Below are 18,891 nucleotides of genomic sequence, written 5' to 3'. Positions count from 1 at the left end.
CGTAGCGAAAATATTTACTTGTTGTCAATCAAAATATTTTGATAAGAAGGCTTTAAATAGTCTCTTAGCAACGTATATGGAATACGAAATTGCGGAATTCCACTTGAATAGGGAGCAATCTCATATAAAGGGAAATAAATGACGAGATTGTCTGGCTCTAAAAAGAAGTGGAATTTTTTCATACTCATTACTTTTTCAGTTGCATCAGGAAAATAAATGCTTTCATTTTGTTTAATTTGTCGTACAATCTCCGCACGGATTACATCTTTATATTTATCCTTTTGTTCAAATAAATCGTCTAAGTGCAGTACCTTTTTTTCGTTTAAATCGAATGTATTTGCCTTCCACGTATAAAGACCGTGTGCTCCGCCAGTATATTGATAGTAATTCACATATAGGCTAAGAAAAGGTGGTTTGTTTAAAGAGACTTTATAATCAACATTTGCTACGTACGGATGAAATGGTGTACTAGATCCTTCTGTCTCTTTATAATATTTTTTTGCTTCTTTTTCTAATTTGGTTTTAAATTTGTCAGTGGATTTTTTGTAGTATAAATTGAGTTTATTTTGAAATTTAGAGTCAGAAAATTTGTGAAAAGAAGGCCTGTTTATTTGATATTCTATATAAGGTTTCTTACCTTTTTGCGTTACAGTCTTAACATCGATTGTCAGGTTAGATGCTTTGGCTGTTATTGCACAATTTGGTACAATAGTCAGCAAGGAGAACATAAGCAGTAATATACAAAATTTCTGTTTCATTTAGGTGAAGCCTCCTTATATAAGTGTTATAAGTAGTTTGAAAATAAATAGGTAAAATTATACATTTAATTAAAGTAAGAGAAGGGGGAAGCGATATGGCAAAAACTTTAATGGATTCACTTGGAATTGAGTTGTTAGAGATGACAGAAGATAAGGTGGTTGCTACGATGCCTGTTGATGAGCGTACGCATCAGCCATTTGGATTTTTACATGGTGGTGCATCGGTTGCATTAGCAGAAACAGTGGCAAGTGTTGGTTCATATAATTTAATTGATCAAGAAAAATGTATTTGTTTCGGATTAGAAATTAATGCGAACCACATTCGCTCAAAGAAAGATGGAATTGTAACAGCGATTGGAACACCAATACATAGAGGACAATCGACAATGGTTTGGGATGTTCGCATTATTGATGAAAATGATGATTTACTATGTATATCAAGATGTACAGTAGCAATTAAAGAAAAACGTGAAAAATAAAAAAGAGGCGCTCTTATGAGCAGCCTCTTTTTCTTATAATTAGAACTGGATTTTCTTCTCTAAGAAACCTTTTAGTTCGCTAATTGGCATACGAACTTGTTCCATTGTGTCACGGTCACGTACTGTAACAGCTTTGTCTTCAACTGAGTCGAAGTCGTATGTGATACAGAATGGTGTACCGATTTCGTCTTGACGACGGTAACGTTTACCGATAGAACCAGTTTCATCAAAGTCTACCATGAAGTCTTTAGCTAATTCTGTGAATACTTCAGTAGCACCTTCAGATAGCTTTTTAGATAATGGTAAGATAGCTGCTTTGTATGGTGCTAAAGCAGGGTGGAAACGAAGAACTGTACGAGAATCGTTTTCTAATTGCTCTTCTTCATATGCATCACATAAGAATGCTAATGTTACGCGGTCTGCGCCTAAAGATGGCTCGATGCAGTATGGTACGTAACGCTCATTCGTTTGTGGATCGATATAGTTAAAGTCTTCGTTTGAGTGTTCCATGTGACGTTTTAAGTCGAAGTCTGTACGAGATGCAACGCCCCAAAGTTCGCCCCAACCGAATGGGAATTTGAATTCAATGTCAGTTGTTGCATTACTGTAGTGAGATAACTCTTCTTCACCGTGGTCACGAAGACGCATGCTCTCTTCAGACATACCAAGTGAAAGTAACCAGTTTTTACAAGTTTCACGCCAGAATGCGAACCACTCTAAATCTTCACCAGGCTTACAGAAGAATTCAAGTTCCATTTGTTCAAATTCACGTGTACGGAATGTGAAGTTACCAGGTGTGATTTCGTTACGGAAACTCTTACCGATTTGGCCGATACCAAATGGAAGCTTTTTACGCATAGAGCGTTGAACGTTTTTGAAGTTTACGAAAATACCTTGTGCTGTTTCAGGACGAAGGAAGATTTCGTTTGTGCTAGACTCTGTAACACCTTGGAATGTTTTGAACATTAAGTTGAACTGACGTATTTCAGTAAATTCTTCACTACCGCAATCAGGACATTTTACTTCATGTTCTTTCATTAAGTCAGCCATTTGGTCGAAAGTAAGACCGTCAACAACCATTTCGATGCCTTTTGCATCTAAAGCATCCTCAATTAATTTGTCAGCACGGTGACGAGCTTTACATTTTTTACAGTCGATCATTGGATCGTTGAAGTTACCAACGTGACCAGAAGCGATCCAAGTTTTAGGGTTCATTAAAATAGCTGCGTCTAAACCAACGTTGTGTGGAGATTCTTGAATGAATTTTTTCCACCAAGCTTTTTTAACATTATTTTTTAATTCGATTCCAAGTGGACCGTAATCCCAAGTGTTTGCAAGACCACCGTAAATTTCAGAACCAGGGAAAACAAAACCGCGATGTTTCGCTAAGTTTACAACTTGTTCCATTGAATACATAAGAAAATCCTCCTTTTGAAAGTTAACGTATTGGCGATGACATACTCTGATACTTTGGAAACGGGCAGTATATGTTAAAAAGAACATAAAAAAACGCTCATCCCAAGGCTTATTTGCCTAGGGACGAGCGTTTGCCCGCGGTTCCACCCTAGTTGATACACAAAAGGTGCATCCACTTTATCATGTATTGCTCGAGACTGCCGTTTCCTTGCGTCTTCAGGCTTTCACTATCCCTGAATCGCTTTTTATGCAAGTACTTATAAGTCCGTCATCGCTACTTATATTAATAATAATGAACATATTCTAACACGTTCTTTTTTAAATCTCAATAGAGGAACGCGTCTATCTATGATAGAGTCTCGCCTATTTTTTCATTATTTATTCCGTAATTTTGCTTAATATGCTTAATTGCTTCACGCTTACTTAATGGAGCGAGCTCATTGTTTTGCACGTATTCCCAAACTACATCCTGATTTGTTTTTGCATATTCACGAAGGACCCAGCCAATTGCTTTTTGAATGAAAAATTCTTTTGAAGAATGTAGTTGTCCAATAATCCAGAAAAGAAGTTCTTCATCCATCTTTTGTTTATATTTGAGTTGGAATAAAATAGTGGCACGTTGTAACCAAATGTTATCTGATGCAATCCATTTTGGGATATAGGCAGAAATCAATTCTGGATGTTGTAAAAAGATATTACCTAAAAATGTAGGTACGATGCTATCGACAGTGTCCCACCAAGATTTTGTTACAATCAATTCTTCTAAGAAGGGGATATGTGTTTCGTTTATATGCTTTTTATATTTTTGCATAATATCAAGTGCAGCCGCTTGGAATTCACGTTCTGGTAAGTCCCAAAGTTCACGTACGATAATTTGGAAGTCTCTTTTATCTGGGAGAGTATGTATTTGAATGATGTCTTTTAATAATTGGCGTCTTTCCGGTGTTTGAATACCTAGAAATGGGAAGTGATTTTTCATATAACGAGCCATGGGTTCTGCTTTTTCAAGATTTTGATGAGCTGTAAAATGCTCTTGTAATGCTTTTACAAATGGATGCATACGTGTTTCTCCTCTCTTATTCTCTTTCTTCTCTTATTATACAAAGAGTTTGGATAAATTTTAAAACATAACTTGCAATGTAATGAAATATGTTGAAAGTAGAGAGGAGAGGATAAGATGGAGGATCAAGGCGTACTAGCAGGTTTCTTTGCTCTTAGTTTTGCGTTTATTCTTGTTATATTGATTTGGGCAATTATTTCATATTTGTTAACGGCTTTTGCACTTTATTCGATGGCGAAAAATGATGGTGCAACGGACGGGGTGCTTGCGTTTATTCCGTTTTTGAATAGTAAGACGTGGGGGGACTTAGCGAAAGATAAATTACCAGATTTTTTGAAAGAAGAAGCAGGGTGGAAAGTATTCGGCATATATGTTGCATGTTTCATTTTTAATTTCGTACCAATTATAAGTTTACTAGCAACAGCTGTATCGATTGTATTGTCCATTTATCTTATCTACGCTATTTTAGACAGATACGGAACGAACTCTATATTATTTACGATTATTCATGTAATCACATTTTCGGTGTTCTTACCGATTCACTTATTTATTATTCGAAATGAACCGGTGAGATATAAAGAGTAGATTTTTCATTTTTGTTGATAAGTAGCTATAAGTAAAAAAGCGCCCTGATTATCAGAGCGCTTTTTCTACTACATAAGGTAGCGTAAATAAATATAAATGTGAGAAATGATTAATGAAACGATCATAATTGGGAAACCGACTTTTAGGAAGTCCATGTAACTAAATTTATGTCCTTCGCGGCTCGCGATACCTGCAACGATTACGTTAGCAGAAGCTCCGATTAATGTTCCGTTTCCGCCCAGACAAGCACCTAGTGCTAATGCCCACCATAATACATCGATTTGTGCGTCAGATGGTGATAAGCCTAGCCCAACTGCCATATCGTTAATAAGTGGAATCATTGTTGCGACGAATGGGATGTTATCAATTGTTGCAGAGGCGATACCAGATACCCATAAAATAAGGATGGATGCGTAAGAAATATCTCCGCCTGTTATACCAATTACTTTTTGAGCTAACATTTTGATAAGACCGATATCGATAAGTCCTCCAACAAGTACGAATAACCCTGCGAAGAAGAAGATTGTTACCCACTCTACGCTTGCAAATACTTCTTCAATTTCATGTTCTTTCACACCAATTAACATAAGTACAGTAGCACCAGTTAAGGCGATAATAGCGGCATCGATATGGAAAATAGAATGAGTCATGAAACCTACAATCGTAAGTCCAAGTACCGTTAAAGATTTTTTCATTAATACTGGGTCTTTAATGTACTGTTTTTCATCTAAGCTCATTAATTTTTTAACTTGTACAGGATCGGCAATTAATTGTTTGCGATACATGAAGTAAAGTATTATCGCTGTAACTGCAATAATAATAATTACAATTGGTGCTAGATTCAATAGGAAAGCATTGAAGTCTAAATGCTTATTTGCAGAACCAATCATAATGTTAGGTGGATCACCAATTAATGTTGCTGTTCCTCCAATGTTTGAAAAAATAATTTCAGAAAGTAAATAAGGAACAGGATTTACTTGCAGTATGCGCGTAATAGATAAAGTAACTGGAACAACAAGAAGTACAGTTGTAACGTTATCTAAAAATGCGGAGCCAAGCGCGGTAAGTAAGGAAAGTGAAATTAAAATTTTAATTGGATTTCCTTGTGCCCCTTTTGCTGCTTTAATGGCAACGTATTGGAAGACACCTGATTTACTCGTAATGTTCACCAAAATCATCATACCGATGAGTAGCGTAATCGTTCCCCATTCAATATGTTTCGTAAAGGCGTTATGTAAATCGACGACCCCCACAATTACCATGAGTGCTGCACCAAGAAGTGCGATGACAGCGCGATTAATTTTTTCAGAAATAATAATGGCATATGTAATTAAAAAGACTGCGATAGCAAAATAATACTGCCAGTTAGCGAGTTCTTGCGTTGTTTCGTGCAAAAATCTCATCTCCTTTCATTCACTTTTTCTTAGTGTGTCAAAAATGCTCTAGAAGAAACACACATAACGTCATTATAAAGTAGGAAAATGGCGGATGTAAATGAAAGGAGAGATTTTGTCATATTTTCTGCATAGGTCATTTTTTCTTATTTTTTAAAATATTTGTGGGCATTTGACATATATATAAGATACATCCAATCTGAATATTTAAAATGGAATTAGCATTCGAGCTTGTTCGTGTAGGAGTGTCAAATAGAAAGGAATGACAAAAATGATAAGGAAGGGATCGTATGGATGAACAACGATTTTTATTTTTAGACTTTGAGTTTACGATGCCCCAGCATAGAAAGAAACCGAAAGGATTTTTTCCAGAGATTATTGAGGTAGGACTCGTTTCAGTTGCTGGCTGTAAGGTAGAAGATACGTATTCATCACATGTTAGGCCGAAAACATTTCCCTCTTTAACGGATCGATGTAAGAAGTTTTTAGGAATAAAACAAGAAGTCGTGGATAAAGGGATTTCATTTCCTGAACTCGTTAAGAAGCTTTCAGAATACGAAACGAAATGTAAACCGACAATTGTAACGTGGGGAAATATGGATATGAAAGTGCTGAAGCATAATTGTGAAATGGCAGGGATAGCTTTTCCATTCTTCGGACAGTGTCGTGATTTATCGCTTGAGTATAAGAAGTTTTTTGGAGAAAGAAATCAAACAGGATTATGGAAAGCAATTGAGGCGTATGGAAAAGTAGGGACAGGGAAGCATCATTGTGCGCTTGATGATGCAATGACGACGTACAACATTTTTAAACTAGTAGAAAAAGATAAAGAGTATTTAGTAAAACCAGCACCTCCAACATTAGGAGAACTTGTTGATTTTTCAAAAGTGTTAAAGAAAGTGAGCACACAGTAACGACCAAATTGCACATTATGTAATTTGGTCGTTTTGTTTTTTAGAGTTTGTAGTCTTTCTTTAACTGTTCTAATGTTTCTAGACTACGCTCTGCAAAAGGTGAATCATCTTCAGAAAATGAATTCATTTGAGTTTCTAATGCTAATTTTAGTGAATCTGTATAATCCGGAATTTCTCCTTCATATTTCTTCACCATTTGTTCTGGAATGTTCGTTTGCTCACGAAAAGCTAAAGCACGTCTTTCGTGGAAAAATGGTACGTCAGCTTGTTTTACGTTATGTAAGTCACCTTGCACCGGATGTTTTAAAACAGCTAATACTTTTACGACGTAACTGCCAGGGCGGCTATTTGTAACCTCGCCAATGTATTTTCCTGTTTTATAAATACCAGTAACGATTTCACCAATTTCAAATGTTTCTCTCATATTTTTCACCTCAAGTTTATAGTAAGGAAAGTGAGGGAAGGAGTCAAAGAAATCCTTAGTTTTCAGAACGCCCCTTGAGAATATGGGTAGGTTGCACTATAATTTAAAATGATATAACAGAAAATTCTGATGTTTTATAAATCCTATAATAAGGAGTGTTCTATATGATGCCTTTATATTTTCCGGAAGATAAAACAGAATATATTATTCCGGGGATTGTTTGCGTTCTATTTATTATCGGTGCTATTGCCACGTGGCGTATGTTCATTCGTATATCAAAAAGAGAAGCAGACCGATTACAGAAAGTTGAAGAAAAACTATTAGCTGAAAAGAAACAGTAACTCATTTTTGTATGTTTCCTTCTATGCTCGGACAATCTAAGGGCAGAATATATTTTGGAGGGAATAAAATGAAAAAACGGCTTTTTTTCAGTTGTTGTTTACTATTTCTGATGGCAGGTTGTGACCAAGGAAAGCCGAAAGAAATTGACGTGAAATTACATAATGCTTCAGGTGATGAAGTGGGGACTGCGAAAGTAACTCAGCAAACAAGCGGAGTGAAAATTAAGATTAAAGGGGAAGGTTTCACGCCAGGCCCGCACGGCATACATGTGCACGAAATTGGTGAGTGTAAAGCACCACGATTTGAATCATCTGGGAATCATTTTAATCCTGATAATAAAAAGCATGGACTCCTTAATCCGAAGGGTGCAGAAAACGGTGATTTACCGAACGTAGTTGCAGATGGTTCTGGAAAGATTAAAGCAGAAATCGATGCACCTCACATTACACTTGAAGAAGGGAAAACGACGATTCATAGAAAAGATGGAGCGTCTATTATTATTACAGAAAACCCTGATGATGGTATGACTCAACCGACAGGTAAATCAGGGGATCGAATTGCTTGTGGCGTAATTGTAAAAAAAGCATCGGATATGAAGAAAAAGTAAAAGCTACCGTGAATGGTAGCTTTCTTTGTGAAATGTAATTGAAAATATATCAGCGATTATTGGAATATATCGACTGTAACTCAAATTATATCGGCGATTATTGGAATATATCGACCGTAACTTGAAATATATCAGCGATTATTGAAATATATCGACTTACCGACAAAATATGATAAAGGAGTCTGCCCAAGAATGATTAGGGGCAGACTCCTTTCTTATTATGAAAACGTATGACGCAGTCTGTTTAAAATTTCTTCTAAAACAGATTGTGGACAGCCGATGTTAATTCGAATATGTTCTTCGCCACCTAACCCGTATTTCTCACCAGGTTCAACGATGATTTTTCCTTTTTCCTCAAGTAGTGCGGTACGCTCGTTTTGAGAAAGCTTTAGACGAGAACAATCAATCCATAATAAAAAGCTACCTTCTGGCTTCGTTACGGAAAGAGCAGGTATGTGAGTTTTAATATATTCACAAGCAAATTGAGCATTATCTTCTATATATAATCGAATTTCGTTTAGCCAATCATTACATTCTGTATAGGCGCTTTGCATCGCTGTATAAGCGAAGATATTTAACCCGTGGAAGCCTTGTCTATACTGGATAGCTGTAAAGGCATGACGGAGCTTTTCGTTTGGAATGATAATGATCGACGCTTGTAATCCAGCGATATTAAATGTTTTACTTGGAGCCATGCAAGTGATAGTGCGCTCTGCTAATTCTTCAGATAAGGAAGCGAACGGTGTATGTGTATGGTCTGCATAAATGATATCGGAATGAATTTCATCCGCCACAACGATTACGTCATATTTAGTACATAACGATCCGAGCTGCACAAGTTCCTCTTTCGTCCAAACGCGTCCGATTGGGTTATGAGGGCTACAAAGAAGCATGAGTTTGATGCCTTGCTGAAACTGCTTTTCTAAATGCTTGAAGTCTATCACATATGTATCATTTTGTTTCTGTAATGGACTCACGCATAACTGCCTGTTGTTTGTTGTGACCATTTCAAAAAATGGAGGATAAATAGGTGGTTGTACGAGAACAGATTCGTTTTCTTTTGTGAAAGCCTGTATGCTCGTACTAAGAGCTGGAACGATTCCGGCGCTAAAGACAATCCATTCTTTTTGAATATCCCAGTCGTATTGTTGTTTTGTCCAGTTACAAATAATATCTCCAATATTTTCGGGAGGAAGTGTATAGCCAAAAATCGGATGTTCGATTCGTTGTTTTAAGGCAGTTTGAATTGGTTTTGGTACTTCAAAATCCATATCAGCAATCCAAGCATGGATAAGTTCTTCGTTTTTATATGTATCCCATTTTATACTATGCGTTCCACGTCGATTGATTGCTTTATGAAATAGTTGCATAAGTTTGCTCCCTTCTTCTGTAAAACCAATAAGTTATGAAAGTTCTCTCTCTTCTTATAGAATAGCTGATGTGATAGGATAAAGAAAAGTATTAAAAAGTGAAAAGGCGGGAAGCGAATGGGTACATATGAAAAGATGATAGAGGTTGTGAAGAATTGGGATCCGTTTCAAATGGGACCGGAGTTTTATGAAACAGAAGCGAGCGATGTTGTGAGCGTCATAAGTGTGTTTGACGATCCAAAATATATCGCAAAGAAGATTCAACATATATACTTTATGTCTTTTGAGGAAGTACCTGCGCTTGAAAAATGTGAGAAATTAGCTGTGAAATTACTTGTAATAAAAGAAGGCGGAAGCTGTTCATTATAGGCTGTCGGGATTTCCGACAGCCTTTTTTATATTATCCCGCTATTTGCTGGGTAGTAAGACCTTCACCTCAAAATTTAGCGGAAGCAAAGAAGTTAGGTGGAGGCTGATTAAAGTTTCATTTTATTGCGCGGAAAAAGCGATAATTTCTTCATAAACATGTTCAGGCTTTTCTTCAGGTAGTAAATGTCCTGTATTTTCGTAAGAAATAAATTTTGAATTCGGTAAATCTTTGTGTAGACGATGACCTACATGTACAGGGACGACGCGGTCTTTTTCACCCCAAATCAGTAGGATAGGTGTTTCAATTTTTTGTAATTCAGTTGAAGATAAGTCACCTTCACGGTCTCGTATCATGCGAGTTAAAGCGGGAAATATACGGTCGTCATAAAAAGGAGCGGAGTAACCTTTTTTCATTTCATCGTCAATTAATGAGTGATCATGAACGACATTCATTAAGTTATGAACAATGCCGCGCCTTATAATCCAGTTCTTTACGTATAAATGAAAGAACGGTAAATAAGAAGAGTATAGTAAAGGTAAGGTTGCGCGCGCTAAATAGCTCGAGCTACATAGTAAAATCGTCTTTGAAATGAGTTCAGGACGTATACGGTTTACATAGAGAGAAATTTGCCCACCCATAGAATGCCCAACTAATACAATGTTTGAGAGAGATAAATGTTCAATTAAATCAATAATAATCGTTGCTAAATTGTGATAAGAATACTTAAACAGATGAGACTTATCACTTTTTCCGAACGGTGGCAAATCAAGAGCAATGACTGTTCCTTCCTTCGATAGTAAAGGAATTAGACGGCGGTAACTGAATGAGGAAGATAAAAAGCCGTGAACGAGTATGAAAGTAGGACGTTCTGTTTTATTATCATGTTCATACAATTCGTAATGAACAGTAGTGCCGCGAGTGGAAAAAGTGAAATAAGGACAAGTATATTTATGATTCATTTTTTGTCACTCCATTGATTTTTGTTCATATCATCTCCAAGGAAGAAGAAAATATGTTAACAAAAAAAGGCAAGATGACGATGTCATCTTGCCTTTCGTTTATTCAGTATTACCCGCGAACAATATTAGGCGGTGTTTTTCCTTGTAACCCTGCAACTAAATTTTCAGCGGCGGTCATGGCCATTTGCTGACGAGTTTTTAATGTTGCAGATCCGATATGTGGTAAAGTCACAACATTTTGTAATGATAAGAGTGAATTATCTTTTTGAATCGGCTCTTGTGTAAATGTATCGATACCTGCTGCAAAGATTTTCTTTTCTGTTAAAGCATGGATTAACGCTTTTTCATCTACTGTTTTGCCGCGAGAAGCATTAATGAAGATTGCTGTGTCTTTCATTAATGAAAATTCCTTTTCTCCGATAAGGTGATATGTTTCATCTGTTAATGGAGTAAGAAGAACAATAAAGTCAGACTGATTCAGTAGCGTCTGTAAATCACAATATGTAGCATCGAATTTTTGTTCAGCTTCTTCTTTACGACGGCGGTTATAGTAAAGAACATTCATATCAAATCCGAATTTTGCTCGTTTTGCAACGGCTTCTCCAATTCGGCCCATACCGATAATACCAATTGTGCTATGGTGTACATCTAGTCCGAAGTGTTCTTTTCCGATTTCAGCGTTCCATTCACCATTTTTCACGTAAGAATCGAGTTCGCAAACGCGGCGCCCAGCTGATAGCATAAGGGCGAAAACGAGATCAGCTACTGTATCATCTAATACGTATGGTGTATTTGTTCCGATAACATTTCGGTTTTTCATCGCTTGTAAATCAAAATTATCGTAACCGACAGAAATGTTGCTCACTACTTTTAAGTTAGGAGCTACTGTCAGTAATTCTTCATTAATAGCAGATCCGAAATTTAATAACCCATCTTTATCTTGTATTTTCTCTAATAGAATATCACGAGGTACTTTCTCATTTTGATCCCATTTTTCATAATCACAGTGTTCTGATAAATAGTTTTCTACAAATGTTGGAACTGGTTCAGCAATATAAACTTTTGGTTTCACGGTTCCATCCCCTTTCGCTTTATCCCGCATTTTTCCGCTGATTAAAGTTTCACTTTATTTTGACATAATTCAATAGAAAAATCTTCTTTTCAAACTTGAAAGGGTATTTGTATAATTTAGACACAAACGAAAAGGAAGGATGATTTATATGGTGACAGAAAAAGAATTAGAATTATTAGTTTGTCTTGAAAAGAGTAGTCGATTATCTGTAGATACATTAGCGAAGCTGTTAAATATAGAAGTAGAAGAAGTAAAGAAGATGGTTGCGAGATTAGAAAATGAAAAGATTATTGTGGATTATGTAACACATATCGATTGGACGAAAGTGAAAGAACATACAGGTTTAACGGCAATGATCGATGTGAAAGTTACGCCAAAGCACGGCGTTGGATTTGATGCGGTTGCTGAGCAAATTTATCGTTATTCAGAAGTGAAATCCGTTTATTTAATGTCAGGGACATATGATCTTTCTATTACATTAGAAGGGAAAACGATGGGGGAAGTAGCGATGTTTGTTTCTGAGAAATTAGCAACAATTGAATCTGTCGTTTCTACAACTACTCATTTCATTTTGAAGAAGTATAAACATGAGGGTGTTATTTATGAAAAAGACGATGATGATAAGCGAATTGTGGTGACACCATGAAGCAATTTGAACTATCTAGATCAGCAGAATCTTTAAAACCATCTGGTATTCGAAAATTTTTTGATTTAGCAGCAAATATGAAAGGTGTTATTTCCCTCGGGGTAGGAGAGCCAGATTTTGTTACCCCTTGGAATGTAAGGCAAGCATGTATTCGTTCTTTGCAACAAGGGTATACGTCATATACAGCAAATGCAGGATTATTGGAGCTCCGTCAAGAAATAGCAAAGTATCTAAAAAAACAATTTGCAGTATCTTATGACCCAAGTGATGAAATCATTGTTACAGTTGGAGCGAGCCAGGCGTTAGATGTAGCGATGCGCGCCATTATAAATCCTGATGATGAAGTGCTCATTATTGAACCAAGCTTCGTTTCTTATGCACCACTTGTGACATTAGCTGGAGGAGTTCCGGTTCCTGTGGCGACTACTTTAGAAAATGAGTTTAAAGTACTACCAGAACAAATTGAAGCAGCTATTACAGCGAAAACAAAGGCGATTTTGCTTTGTTCACCAAATAACCCGACAGGTGCAATGCTAAATAAATCCGATCTTGAAGAAATAGCAGTGATTGTTGAGAAGTACAATCTAATTGTATTATCTGATGAAATTTATGCAGAGCTTGTATACGACGAAGTATATACAAGTTTCGCGAGTATTAAAAATATGCGTGAGCATACGATTTTAATTTCGGGATTTTCAAAAGGGTTTGCGATGACAGGATGGCGTCTCGGTATGATTGCAGCTCCTGTTCAATTTTCAGAATTAATGCTCAAAATCCATCAGTATTCAATGATGTGTGCACCGACGATGTCTCAGTTTGCAGCACTTGAGGCGTTACGCGCAGGGAACGATGAAGTGATTCGAATGAGAGATAGTTATAAGAAGCGTCGTAACTTCATGACGAAATCTTTCAATGAAATGGGCTTAACGTGTCATGTGCCAGGCGGAGCATTTTATGTTTTCCCTTCTATATCTTCAACAGGATTATCTTCAGCGGAATTTGCAGAACAGTTATTGCTGGAAGAAAAAGTGGCTGTTGTCCCTGGTAGCGTATTTGGCGAAAGTGGTGAAGGTTTTATTCGTTGTTCTTATGCAACATCGCTTGAACAACTTATGGAAGCAATGAAGAGAATGGAACGGTTTGTAGAGAATAAAAAAAGGACAAAACGTAATACGTTTTGTCCATAAAAGGGGGGGAATACTAGAAAGCCATGTGTTAGTAGTCTATCCCAATATTGGATAATTATACTTCTTTAAGGGAAATTTTTCATGAATTTTGAATGAGTTCTGTCATAGTGGTATAATTTACTAATATAAGGTATACGCATTCTAGATAACGTTATCTAGAATGCGTACTAACCAATCGGATATTTAAAATAAATATATCTGCTTTGCTCTCTATAATTGTAGAGAGAATGGTAAACGTATGGGAGTGTTTCATATGTCAGAACAATATACAACAGGAGTGGTTGTAACAGGGAAAGTGACTGGAATTCAAGATTACGGTGCGTTTGTAGCGTTAGATGCAGAAACACAAGGGCTTGTGCATATATCTGAAATTACAAATGGATATGTAAAGGATATTCATGACTTTTTAAAGGTCGGCGATACAGTAGAAGTAAAGGTACTTTCAATTGATGAAGAGCACAGAAAAATGAGTTTATCGTTAAAAGCGGCGAAAAGAAAACAAGGAAGGATTCTTATACCGAACCCATCTGAAAACGGATTTAATACGCTGCGAGAAAAGTTGGCAGAATGGATTGAAGAGTCCGAGTTAACAAAGTAAAAGAGGAACGCATATGAGCGTTCCTCTTTTACTTTATCTTATGATATATATTTGCAAATATGATTGCATGCAATCATATTCGTATGTCGGAGGTGAAAGGACATACTGATTATCGAATTTCGTTTGTTTCTGGGTGCGTACCAAGATTTTCAGATGGTTTAAACAGTAAACCAAGGTTGATAAGCCCAGATATACCAACGATGCCGTAAATAATACGTGCAAGAGCTGAATTTTGTCCACCGAAAATGGCTGCTACTAAGTCAAACTGGAAAAACCCGATTAGTCCCCAGTTCACAGCGCCAATTACAGTAAAGACTAATGCGATACGTTGTAAAGTACTCATGAAAAAGCCCCCCTTAATTGTGAAGCATGAGCAAGCGATGAGTTAATTAACTCTTTTATAGAATGGGGTAGTTATGTTGTTTTTATACATAAAAAATGTTTGAAAGAAGATGTATATACATCTATACCGAAAAATGCGAATTTTTATGCAAAAAATGAACTTTTTCTAAAAAATATATATTGGTTACGTTTACAATGTTTGAATCGCTTGATTTACAACTTCAGTTTCGCTAAAGTGAATACAGAAATACATATCCATAATTGGAGGGAAAAAGATGAGTACACATGTAACGTTCGACTATTCTAAAGCGTTATCCTTCATCGGTGAACATGAAATCACTTATTTACGTGATGCAGTGAAAGTAACACATCACGCAATCCACGAAAAAACTGGAGCTGGGAACGATTTCCTTGGGTGGGTAGACCTTCCGCTTCAATATGACAAAGAAGAATTTGCTCGCATTCAAAAATGCGCAGAAAAAATTAAAAATGACTCTGACATTTTACTTGTTGTAGGTATCGGTGGTTCTTACTTAGGAGCACGTGCAGCAATCGAAATGTTAAACCATTCTTTCTACAACACGCTTTCTAAAGAACAACGTAAAACTCCACAAGTGCTATTTGTTGGACAAAACATTAGCTCCACTTACATGAAAGATTTAATGGACGTATTAGAAGGTAAAGACTTCTCTATTAACGTTATTTCCAAATCAGGTACAACAACAGAGCCAGCACTAGCATTCCGTATCTTCCGTAAGTTATTAGAAGAAAAGTATGGAAAAGAAGAAGCTCGCAAACGTATTTATGCAACTACAGATAAAGCGCGTGGTGCATTAAAAACATTAGCTGATAACGAAGGTTACGAAACATTTGTTATTCCAGATGATGTTGGAGGTCGTTTCTCTGTATTAACGCCAGTTGGTTTATTACCAATCGCAGTAAGTGGCTTAAATATTGAAGAGATGATGAAAGGTGCAGCTGCTGGTCGTGATGACTTCGGAACATCAGAACTAGAAGAAAATCCAGCTTACCAATATGCAGTAGTTCGTAACGCTTTATACAATAAAGGAAAAACAATTGAAATGCTTGTTAACTATGAACCAGCACTTCAATACTTCGCTGAGTGGTGGAAACAGTTATTTGGTGAAAGTGAAGGAAAAGATCAAAAAGGTATTTTCCCATCTTCAGCAAACTTCTCAACTGATTTACACTCATTAGGTCAATACGTTCAAGAAGGTCGTCGTGACTTATTTGAAACAGTTCTTAAAGTAGGTAAATCTACACATGAACTAACAATCGAATCAGAAGAAAACGATTTAGACGGATTAAACTACCTTGCTGGTGAAACCGTAGACTTCGTAAACACAAAAGCATACGAAGGTACATTACTTGCACATAGCGACGGGGGAGTACCAAACTTAATCGTCAATATTCCTGAATTAAATGAGTACACATTCGGTTACCTTGTATACTTCTTCGAAAAAGCATGTGCGATGAGCGGCTACTTATTAGGCGTGAATCCATTTGACCAACCTGGAGTAGAAGCATATAAGAAAAACATGTTTGCTTTACTTGGTAAACCAGGATTTGAAGAATTAAAAGCAGAATTAGAAGAGCGTTTAAAATAATAAAAAGCGACCGGAATCCGGTCGCTTTTTATTATTTTATCGAAAAGTCCATCAGTATATTCAAACTAAAGTGGGTATGCTAAAGGAAAAGTCTAGGAGGGATGGGCTTGATTCCGATTCAATCAAATTTAGAAGGACGTACATATGCGTTATATAAGTTAGAAGAGATTATGAAACCACTTGGATATAGCATTGGTGGTAATTGGGATTATGATAAAGGATGCTTCGATTACAAAATCGATGAAGAAGATGGGTATCAATTTTTACGAGTTCCATTTACAGCCATTGATGGAGAACTAGATGTACCAGGCGTAATAGTTCGTCTTGGAACGCCGTATATTCTTTCGCACGTATATCAAGACGAACTAGATGATAATGTGAATACTTTAACAGCTGGAACAAGTGGAATGGATCAATTTGCTGAGCCGAAAGATCCAGATGGAGATGTGAAAAGAAAATATATCAATATTGGGAAAGTGCTCATGCAAGAATTAGAGCGTCATTTTACTAATGGTGAATAACAATGAGTATGTCGCTTTCAATGAGAACAAAGGAATGAACTGGATTAATCATATATTGTTCGTCGCGCTTTATACCTAGTAAGAGAATGTTTTGCTTTAAAAGAGTATAGCTACAATTGGCAAAAGTTTGTCCGGTGCAGGACGATGGAAGCTCCATCAGTTGTAATTTATTATCAGAGATTTCGTCGTAAAGTGAAAATAGTACACCTGAAATGGAAGGGAATAAAAGAGAAGCGGTAAATACATAGCTCGTTAATTTATTTCCTTCTATAATTTCTGACGCGCCAGCTCTCGTTGCATTTTGTATTTGTTCAGAAGTAAGAAGTTCAGCGATGCAGTGAATGTTTGGGTTGAGCCCTTTTGCAGTTAAAATATTTAAAATGGACTGTGTATCCGCTAAGCTTTCGTTTTTTTCTTTATCAGCTGTTATTAATATGGTGTGTGCCGTTGCAATATTAGCCTTTAATAAAGTTTGATCGTGATGCGGACAACCTTTTATAAATTCTAAATGATGAAATGGTTTTGGGAGTAAAGAAAGTGTTTCATCAATTAAAACGATATCAAGGTTTGGTTGTAATACGTGCATTTGCTTTACAACATGTTTTGCGCGCTCATTCCAGCCGACGATAATCATATGACCGTTAGAAGTAGCGGCTTCTTCACCTTTAATTTTCATATATTGTTTATTAATCATTTCAGTAGCAAACAGCACCATATAATAAGAACAAAAGCCAGTTCCTAATAAAATAATACTTATACCTATTAGTTTTCCTATCGTCGTATGGGGAGCAAAGTCGCCATATCCAACTGTAAAAATGGTAACGATTGACCACCAAATTCCGTCAAACCATGTAGTGAAATGAAAAGGTTCTAATCTATGTATAAGAAAACCGGAAAAAGCAGTCAGTACAATAATAAAACAAATTAAACGAAAAATAATGGAATCACGAAATGTATCTACTAAATTCGGACGGGATTTCAATTGCCTATTCCTCCTTACTTTGTAGGACTACATTCATTGTTGCCATTATAGAAAAAAGAAAAACTCTCTAATTAAAGAGAGTTTGTTTTACGTTACATACTTTCCACTTCAGTTTGTTGGACACTTTCAAGATGCTGGAGAGCATAGTAAACATCAGCGGTATGTCTTTTTTGATCAATGGACAGTTTAAGATGTAAATAGTGAGAACCGTTTTCTAATGTTTTAAGCTTCATATTCTTAACTTTTATATCCATTTCTTTTATTTCTTCAATTACGATTGGGATATTGTCCATATTTCGTACAACAAGTTTCACAGCGATATCACGTTGACGAAATGATCTAGGGCCTACATATTTCATTGCGAGTGGTATAAGTTCGACACTAATCATAAGGAAACACATTCCGAATATCGCTTCAATATAGAATCCGGCCCCAACAGCAATACCAATACCAGAAGCACCCCAGATCATAGCGGCAGTCGTGAGCCCTGCAATGCTATCGTTGCCTCTTCTTAAAATTACGCCAGCACCTAAAAAACCAATTCCTGATACAATTTGAGCGGCAAGTCGAAGTGGATCCATATTCATATGATCGGTATGTGGTAAGTTATAAGCTGCTTTAATAGAAACAATCGTTAGGAGGCAACTAATAATAGAAATAACTAAACACGTTTTTAAACCAAGTGGTTTCCGTTTTAATTCGCGTTCTAAACCAATGGCAAATCCTAAAATAGCCGAGAGACCTAGTTTGATTAATAAATCGGTATAGTCCATATATATTCCTCCTTGTATGATATGCTATATGAATAAAACGCTTATTATAGAAAGAAACGTCTTTTGATAGAGTAACTTTATATAAAATATATGTAGGAATTGCTCATACATGAAAGAGATATTTCGTTTAAGTATATGATATAAAAAAAGAAATGTGGGCAGTTTTAAAAAAAGTTTATAAAAGGTGTTGCATTTCATTTTTCACCATGATATATTAATAACCGTCGCTGATGCGGAAACGCAGAAAACGACAAAAAAGAAATTGAAAAACTTAGTTGACATCGAAAAACGAAGATGTTAACATAAGGAAGTCGCAAATGAGCGACCGAGTAGTTCTTTGAAAACTGAACGAAACAAACAACGTGAAACGTCAATTTTTATTTTAGATGCTAGACAAACTAACTTTATTGGAGAGTTTGATCCTGGCTCAGGATGAACGCTGGCGGCGTGCCTAATACATGCAA

22 protein-coding genes and 1 rRNA gene are annotated in these 18,891 nt (G+C 36.4%); 12 read left to right on the top strand and 11 right to left on the bottom strand.

Translation table 11 applies throughout. From position 1 onward, the window contains the following. Positions 1-14: 14 nt before the first annotated feature. Positions 15-758: a DUF3298 and DUF4163 domain-containing protein gene (locus ES895_RS11730; protein ID WP_000810322.1), complete on the bottom strand. Its 744-nt coding sequence runs from the start codon at positions 756-758 to the stop codon at positions 15-17. A 95-nt stretch (positions 759-853) separates the two neighbouring features. Between ES895_RS11730 and ES895_RS11725 the strand changes: the two genes are divergently transcribed. Further along, on the top strand, positions 854-1,237 hold the full coding sequence (locus ES895_RS11725; RefSeq protein WP_001140612.1) for a hotdog fold thioesterase: 384 nt from the start codon (positions 854-856) through the stop codon (positions 1,235-1,237). A gap of 39 nt (positions 1,238-1,276) precedes the next feature. On the opposite strand, the gene ES895_RS11720 is transcribed toward ES895_RS11725, so the two are convergent. Further along, on the bottom strand, positions 1,277-2,653 hold the full coding sequence (locus tag ES895_RS11720) for a glycine--tRNA ligase (RefSeq protein WP_135238359.1): 1,377 nt from the start codon (positions 2,651-2,653) through the stop codon (positions 1,277-1,279). A 346-nt stretch (positions 2,654-2,999) separates the two neighbouring features. After that, positions 3,000-3,713, bottom strand: a complete 714-nt coding sequence (locus ES895_RS11715; RefSeq protein WP_000553303.1) for a DNA alkylation repair protein — start codon at positions 3,711-3,713, stop codon at positions 3,000-3,002. A gap of 117 nt (positions 3,714-3,830) precedes the next feature. Here ES895_RS11715 and ES895_RS11710 point away from each other — a divergent pair, with 117 nt between their 5' ends. Continuing rightward, positions 3,831-4,298, top strand: coding sequence for a hypothetical protein (locus ES895_RS11710; RefSeq protein ID WP_000390061.1), 468 nt, complete (start codon positions 3,831-3,833; stop codon positions 4,296-4,298). A gap of 68 nt (positions 4,299-4,366) precedes the next feature. Here ES895_RS11710 and ES895_RS11705 read toward each other — a convergent pair whose 3' ends face one another. Then, entirely contained in the window at positions 4,367-5,692 is a 1,326-nt protein-coding gene (locus ES895_RS11705; RefSeq protein ID WP_000545231.1) for an ArsB/NhaD family transporter, read from the bottom strand. Between the two features lie 290 nt (positions 5,693-5,982). On the opposite strand from ES895_RS11705, the gene kapD reads away from it, so the two are divergent. Next, a complete protein-coding gene (kapD, locus tag ES895_RS11700) occupies positions 5,983-6,606 on the top strand; it encodes a 3'-5' exonuclease KapD (RefSeq protein WP_000344358.1) in 624 nt (207 codons plus the stop codon). A gap of 40 nt (positions 6,607-6,646) precedes the next feature. On the opposite strand, the gene kapB is transcribed toward kapD, so the two are convergent. Further along, on the bottom strand, positions 6,647-7,030 hold the full coding sequence (kapB, locus tag ES895_RS11695) for a kinase-associated lipoprotein KapB (protein WP_001209340.1): 384 nt from the start codon (positions 7,028-7,030) through the stop codon (positions 6,647-6,649). Positions 7,031-7,194: 164 nt separating this feature from the next. Between kapB and ES895_RS29265 the strand changes: the two genes are divergently transcribed. Together ES895_RS29265 and sodC are read left to right on the top strand one after the other, a co-directional pair. Continuing rightward, on the top strand, positions 7,195-7,371 hold the full coding sequence (locus tag ES895_RS29265; RefSeq protein WP_000982755.1) for a hypothetical protein: 177 nt from the start codon (positions 7,195-7,197) through the stop codon (positions 7,369-7,371). Between the two features lie 68 nt (positions 7,372-7,439). Beyond that, complete coding sequence (gene sodC / locus ES895_RS11690) at positions 7,440-7,979, top strand: superoxide dismutase [Cu-Zn] (RefSeq protein ID WP_000746503.1); 540 nt, start codon at positions 7,440-7,442, stop codon at positions 7,977-7,979. A gap of 218 nt (positions 7,980-8,197) precedes the next feature. On the opposite strand, the gene ES895_RS11685 is transcribed toward sodC, so the two are convergent. Further along, entirely contained in the window at positions 8,198-9,349 is a 1,152-nt protein-coding gene (locus tag ES895_RS11685; RefSeq protein ID WP_135238358.1) for a MalY/PatB family protein, read from the bottom strand. Positions 9,350-9,466: 117 nt separating this feature from the next. Between ES895_RS11685 and ES895_RS11680 the strand changes: the two genes are divergently transcribed. Next, complete coding sequence (locus tag ES895_RS11680; protein ID WP_135238357.1) at positions 9,467-9,718, top strand: YugE family protein; 252 nt, start codon at positions 9,467-9,469, stop codon at positions 9,716-9,718. Positions 9,719-9,838: 120 nt separating this feature from the next. Here the strand turns inward: ES895_RS11680 and ES895_RS11675 are convergent, their stop codons facing one another. Both ES895_RS11675 and ES895_RS11670 read right to left on the bottom strand, forming a co-directional pair. Next, positions 9,839-10,678 carry an alpha/beta fold hydrolase gene (locus ES895_RS11675; protein WP_001015858.1) on the bottom strand — a complete coding sequence of 280 codons (840 nt, stop codon included), beginning with the start codon at positions 10,676-10,678 and terminating at the stop codon, positions 9,839-9,841. A 109-nt stretch (positions 10,679-10,787) separates the two neighbouring features. Next, positions 10,788-11,780, bottom strand: a complete 993-nt coding sequence (locus tag ES895_RS11670; protein WP_087964809.1) for a 2-hydroxyacid dehydrogenase — start codon at positions 11,778-11,780, stop codon at positions 10,788-10,790. A gap of 118 nt (positions 11,781-11,898) precedes the next feature. On the opposite strand from ES895_RS11670, the gene ES895_RS11665 reads away from it, so the two are divergent. From ES895_RS11665 to yugI, 3 genes are all read left to right on the top strand, one after another. Further along, positions 11,899-12,396, top strand: a complete 498-nt coding sequence (locus ES895_RS11665; RefSeq protein WP_135238356.1) for an Lrp/AsnC family transcriptional regulator — start codon at positions 11,899-11,901, stop codon at positions 12,394-12,396. Further along, positions 12,393-13,583 carry an aminotransferase gene (locus ES895_RS11660; protein ID WP_135238355.1) on the top strand — a complete coding sequence of 397 codons (1,191 nt, stop codon included), beginning with the start codon at positions 12,393-12,395 and terminating at the stop codon, positions 13,581-13,583. The genes ES895_RS11665 and ES895_RS11660 overlap by 4 nt, the downstream gene beginning before the upstream one ends. 253 nt (positions 13,584-13,836) lie before the next feature. Further along, positions 13,837-14,181, top strand: coding sequence for a S1 domain-containing post-transcriptional regulator GSP13 (gene yugI / locus ES895_RS11655; RefSeq protein ID WP_000003764.1), 345 nt, complete (start codon positions 13,837-13,839; stop codon positions 14,179-14,181). A 109-nt stretch (positions 14,182-14,290) separates the two neighbouring features. On the opposite strand, the gene ES895_RS11650 is transcribed toward yugI, so the two are convergent. Next, positions 14,291-14,524 (bottom strand): DUF378 domain-containing protein, encoded by a 234-nt coding sequence (locus ES895_RS11650; protein WP_000105788.1) that lies wholly within the window; start codon positions 14,522-14,524, stop codon positions 14,291-14,293. A gap of 274 nt (positions 14,525-14,798) precedes the next feature. Here ES895_RS11650 and ES895_RS11640 point away from each other — a divergent pair, with 274 nt between their 5' ends. Beyond that, on the top strand, positions 14,799-16,151 hold the full coding sequence (locus ES895_RS11640; RefSeq protein ID WP_000103658.1) for a glucose-6-phosphate isomerase: 1,353 nt from the start codon (positions 14,799-14,801) through the stop codon (positions 16,149-16,151). Positions 16,152-16,258: 107 nt separating this feature from the next. Continuing rightward, positions 16,259-16,672, top strand: a complete 414-nt coding sequence (locus ES895_RS11635) for a YugN-like family protein (RefSeq protein WP_000612334.1) — start codon at positions 16,259-16,261, stop codon at positions 16,670-16,672. Here the strand turns inward: ES895_RS11635 and ES895_RS11630 are convergent. Together ES895_RS11630 and ES895_RS11625 are read right to left on the bottom strand one after the other, a co-directional pair. Beyond that, positions 16,659-17,654: a potassium channel family protein gene (locus ES895_RS11630; protein WP_087964813.1), complete on the bottom strand. Its 996-nt coding sequence runs from the start codon at positions 17,652-17,654 to the stop codon at positions 16,659-16,661. The two genes, ES895_RS11635 and ES895_RS11630, sit on opposite strands and share 14 nt — an antisense overlap. A gap of 92 nt (positions 17,655-17,746) precedes the next feature. Continuing rightward, positions 17,747-18,427 carry an MgtC/SapB family protein gene (locus tag ES895_RS11625; protein ID WP_000386676.1) on the bottom strand — a complete coding sequence of 227 codons (681 nt, stop codon included), beginning with the start codon at positions 18,425-18,427 and terminating at the stop codon, positions 17,747-17,749. A gap of 404 nt (positions 18,428-18,831) precedes the next feature. Here ES895_RS11625 and ES895_RS11620 point away from each other — a divergent pair. Next, positions 18,832-18,891: ribosomal RNA gene (locus tag ES895_RS11620) — 16S ribosomal RNA — on the top strand; the annotation flags it as partial.

Source organism: Bacillus sp. 007/AIA-02/001 (genome assembly GCF_004634455.1).
GTDB lineage: Bacteria > Bacillota > Bacilli > Bacillales > Bacillaceae_G > Bacillus_A > Bacillus_A cereus.
The sequence above is the reverse complement of the archived record's forward strand: the minus strand, read 5'-3'. Positions and strand labels throughout refer to the sequence as shown.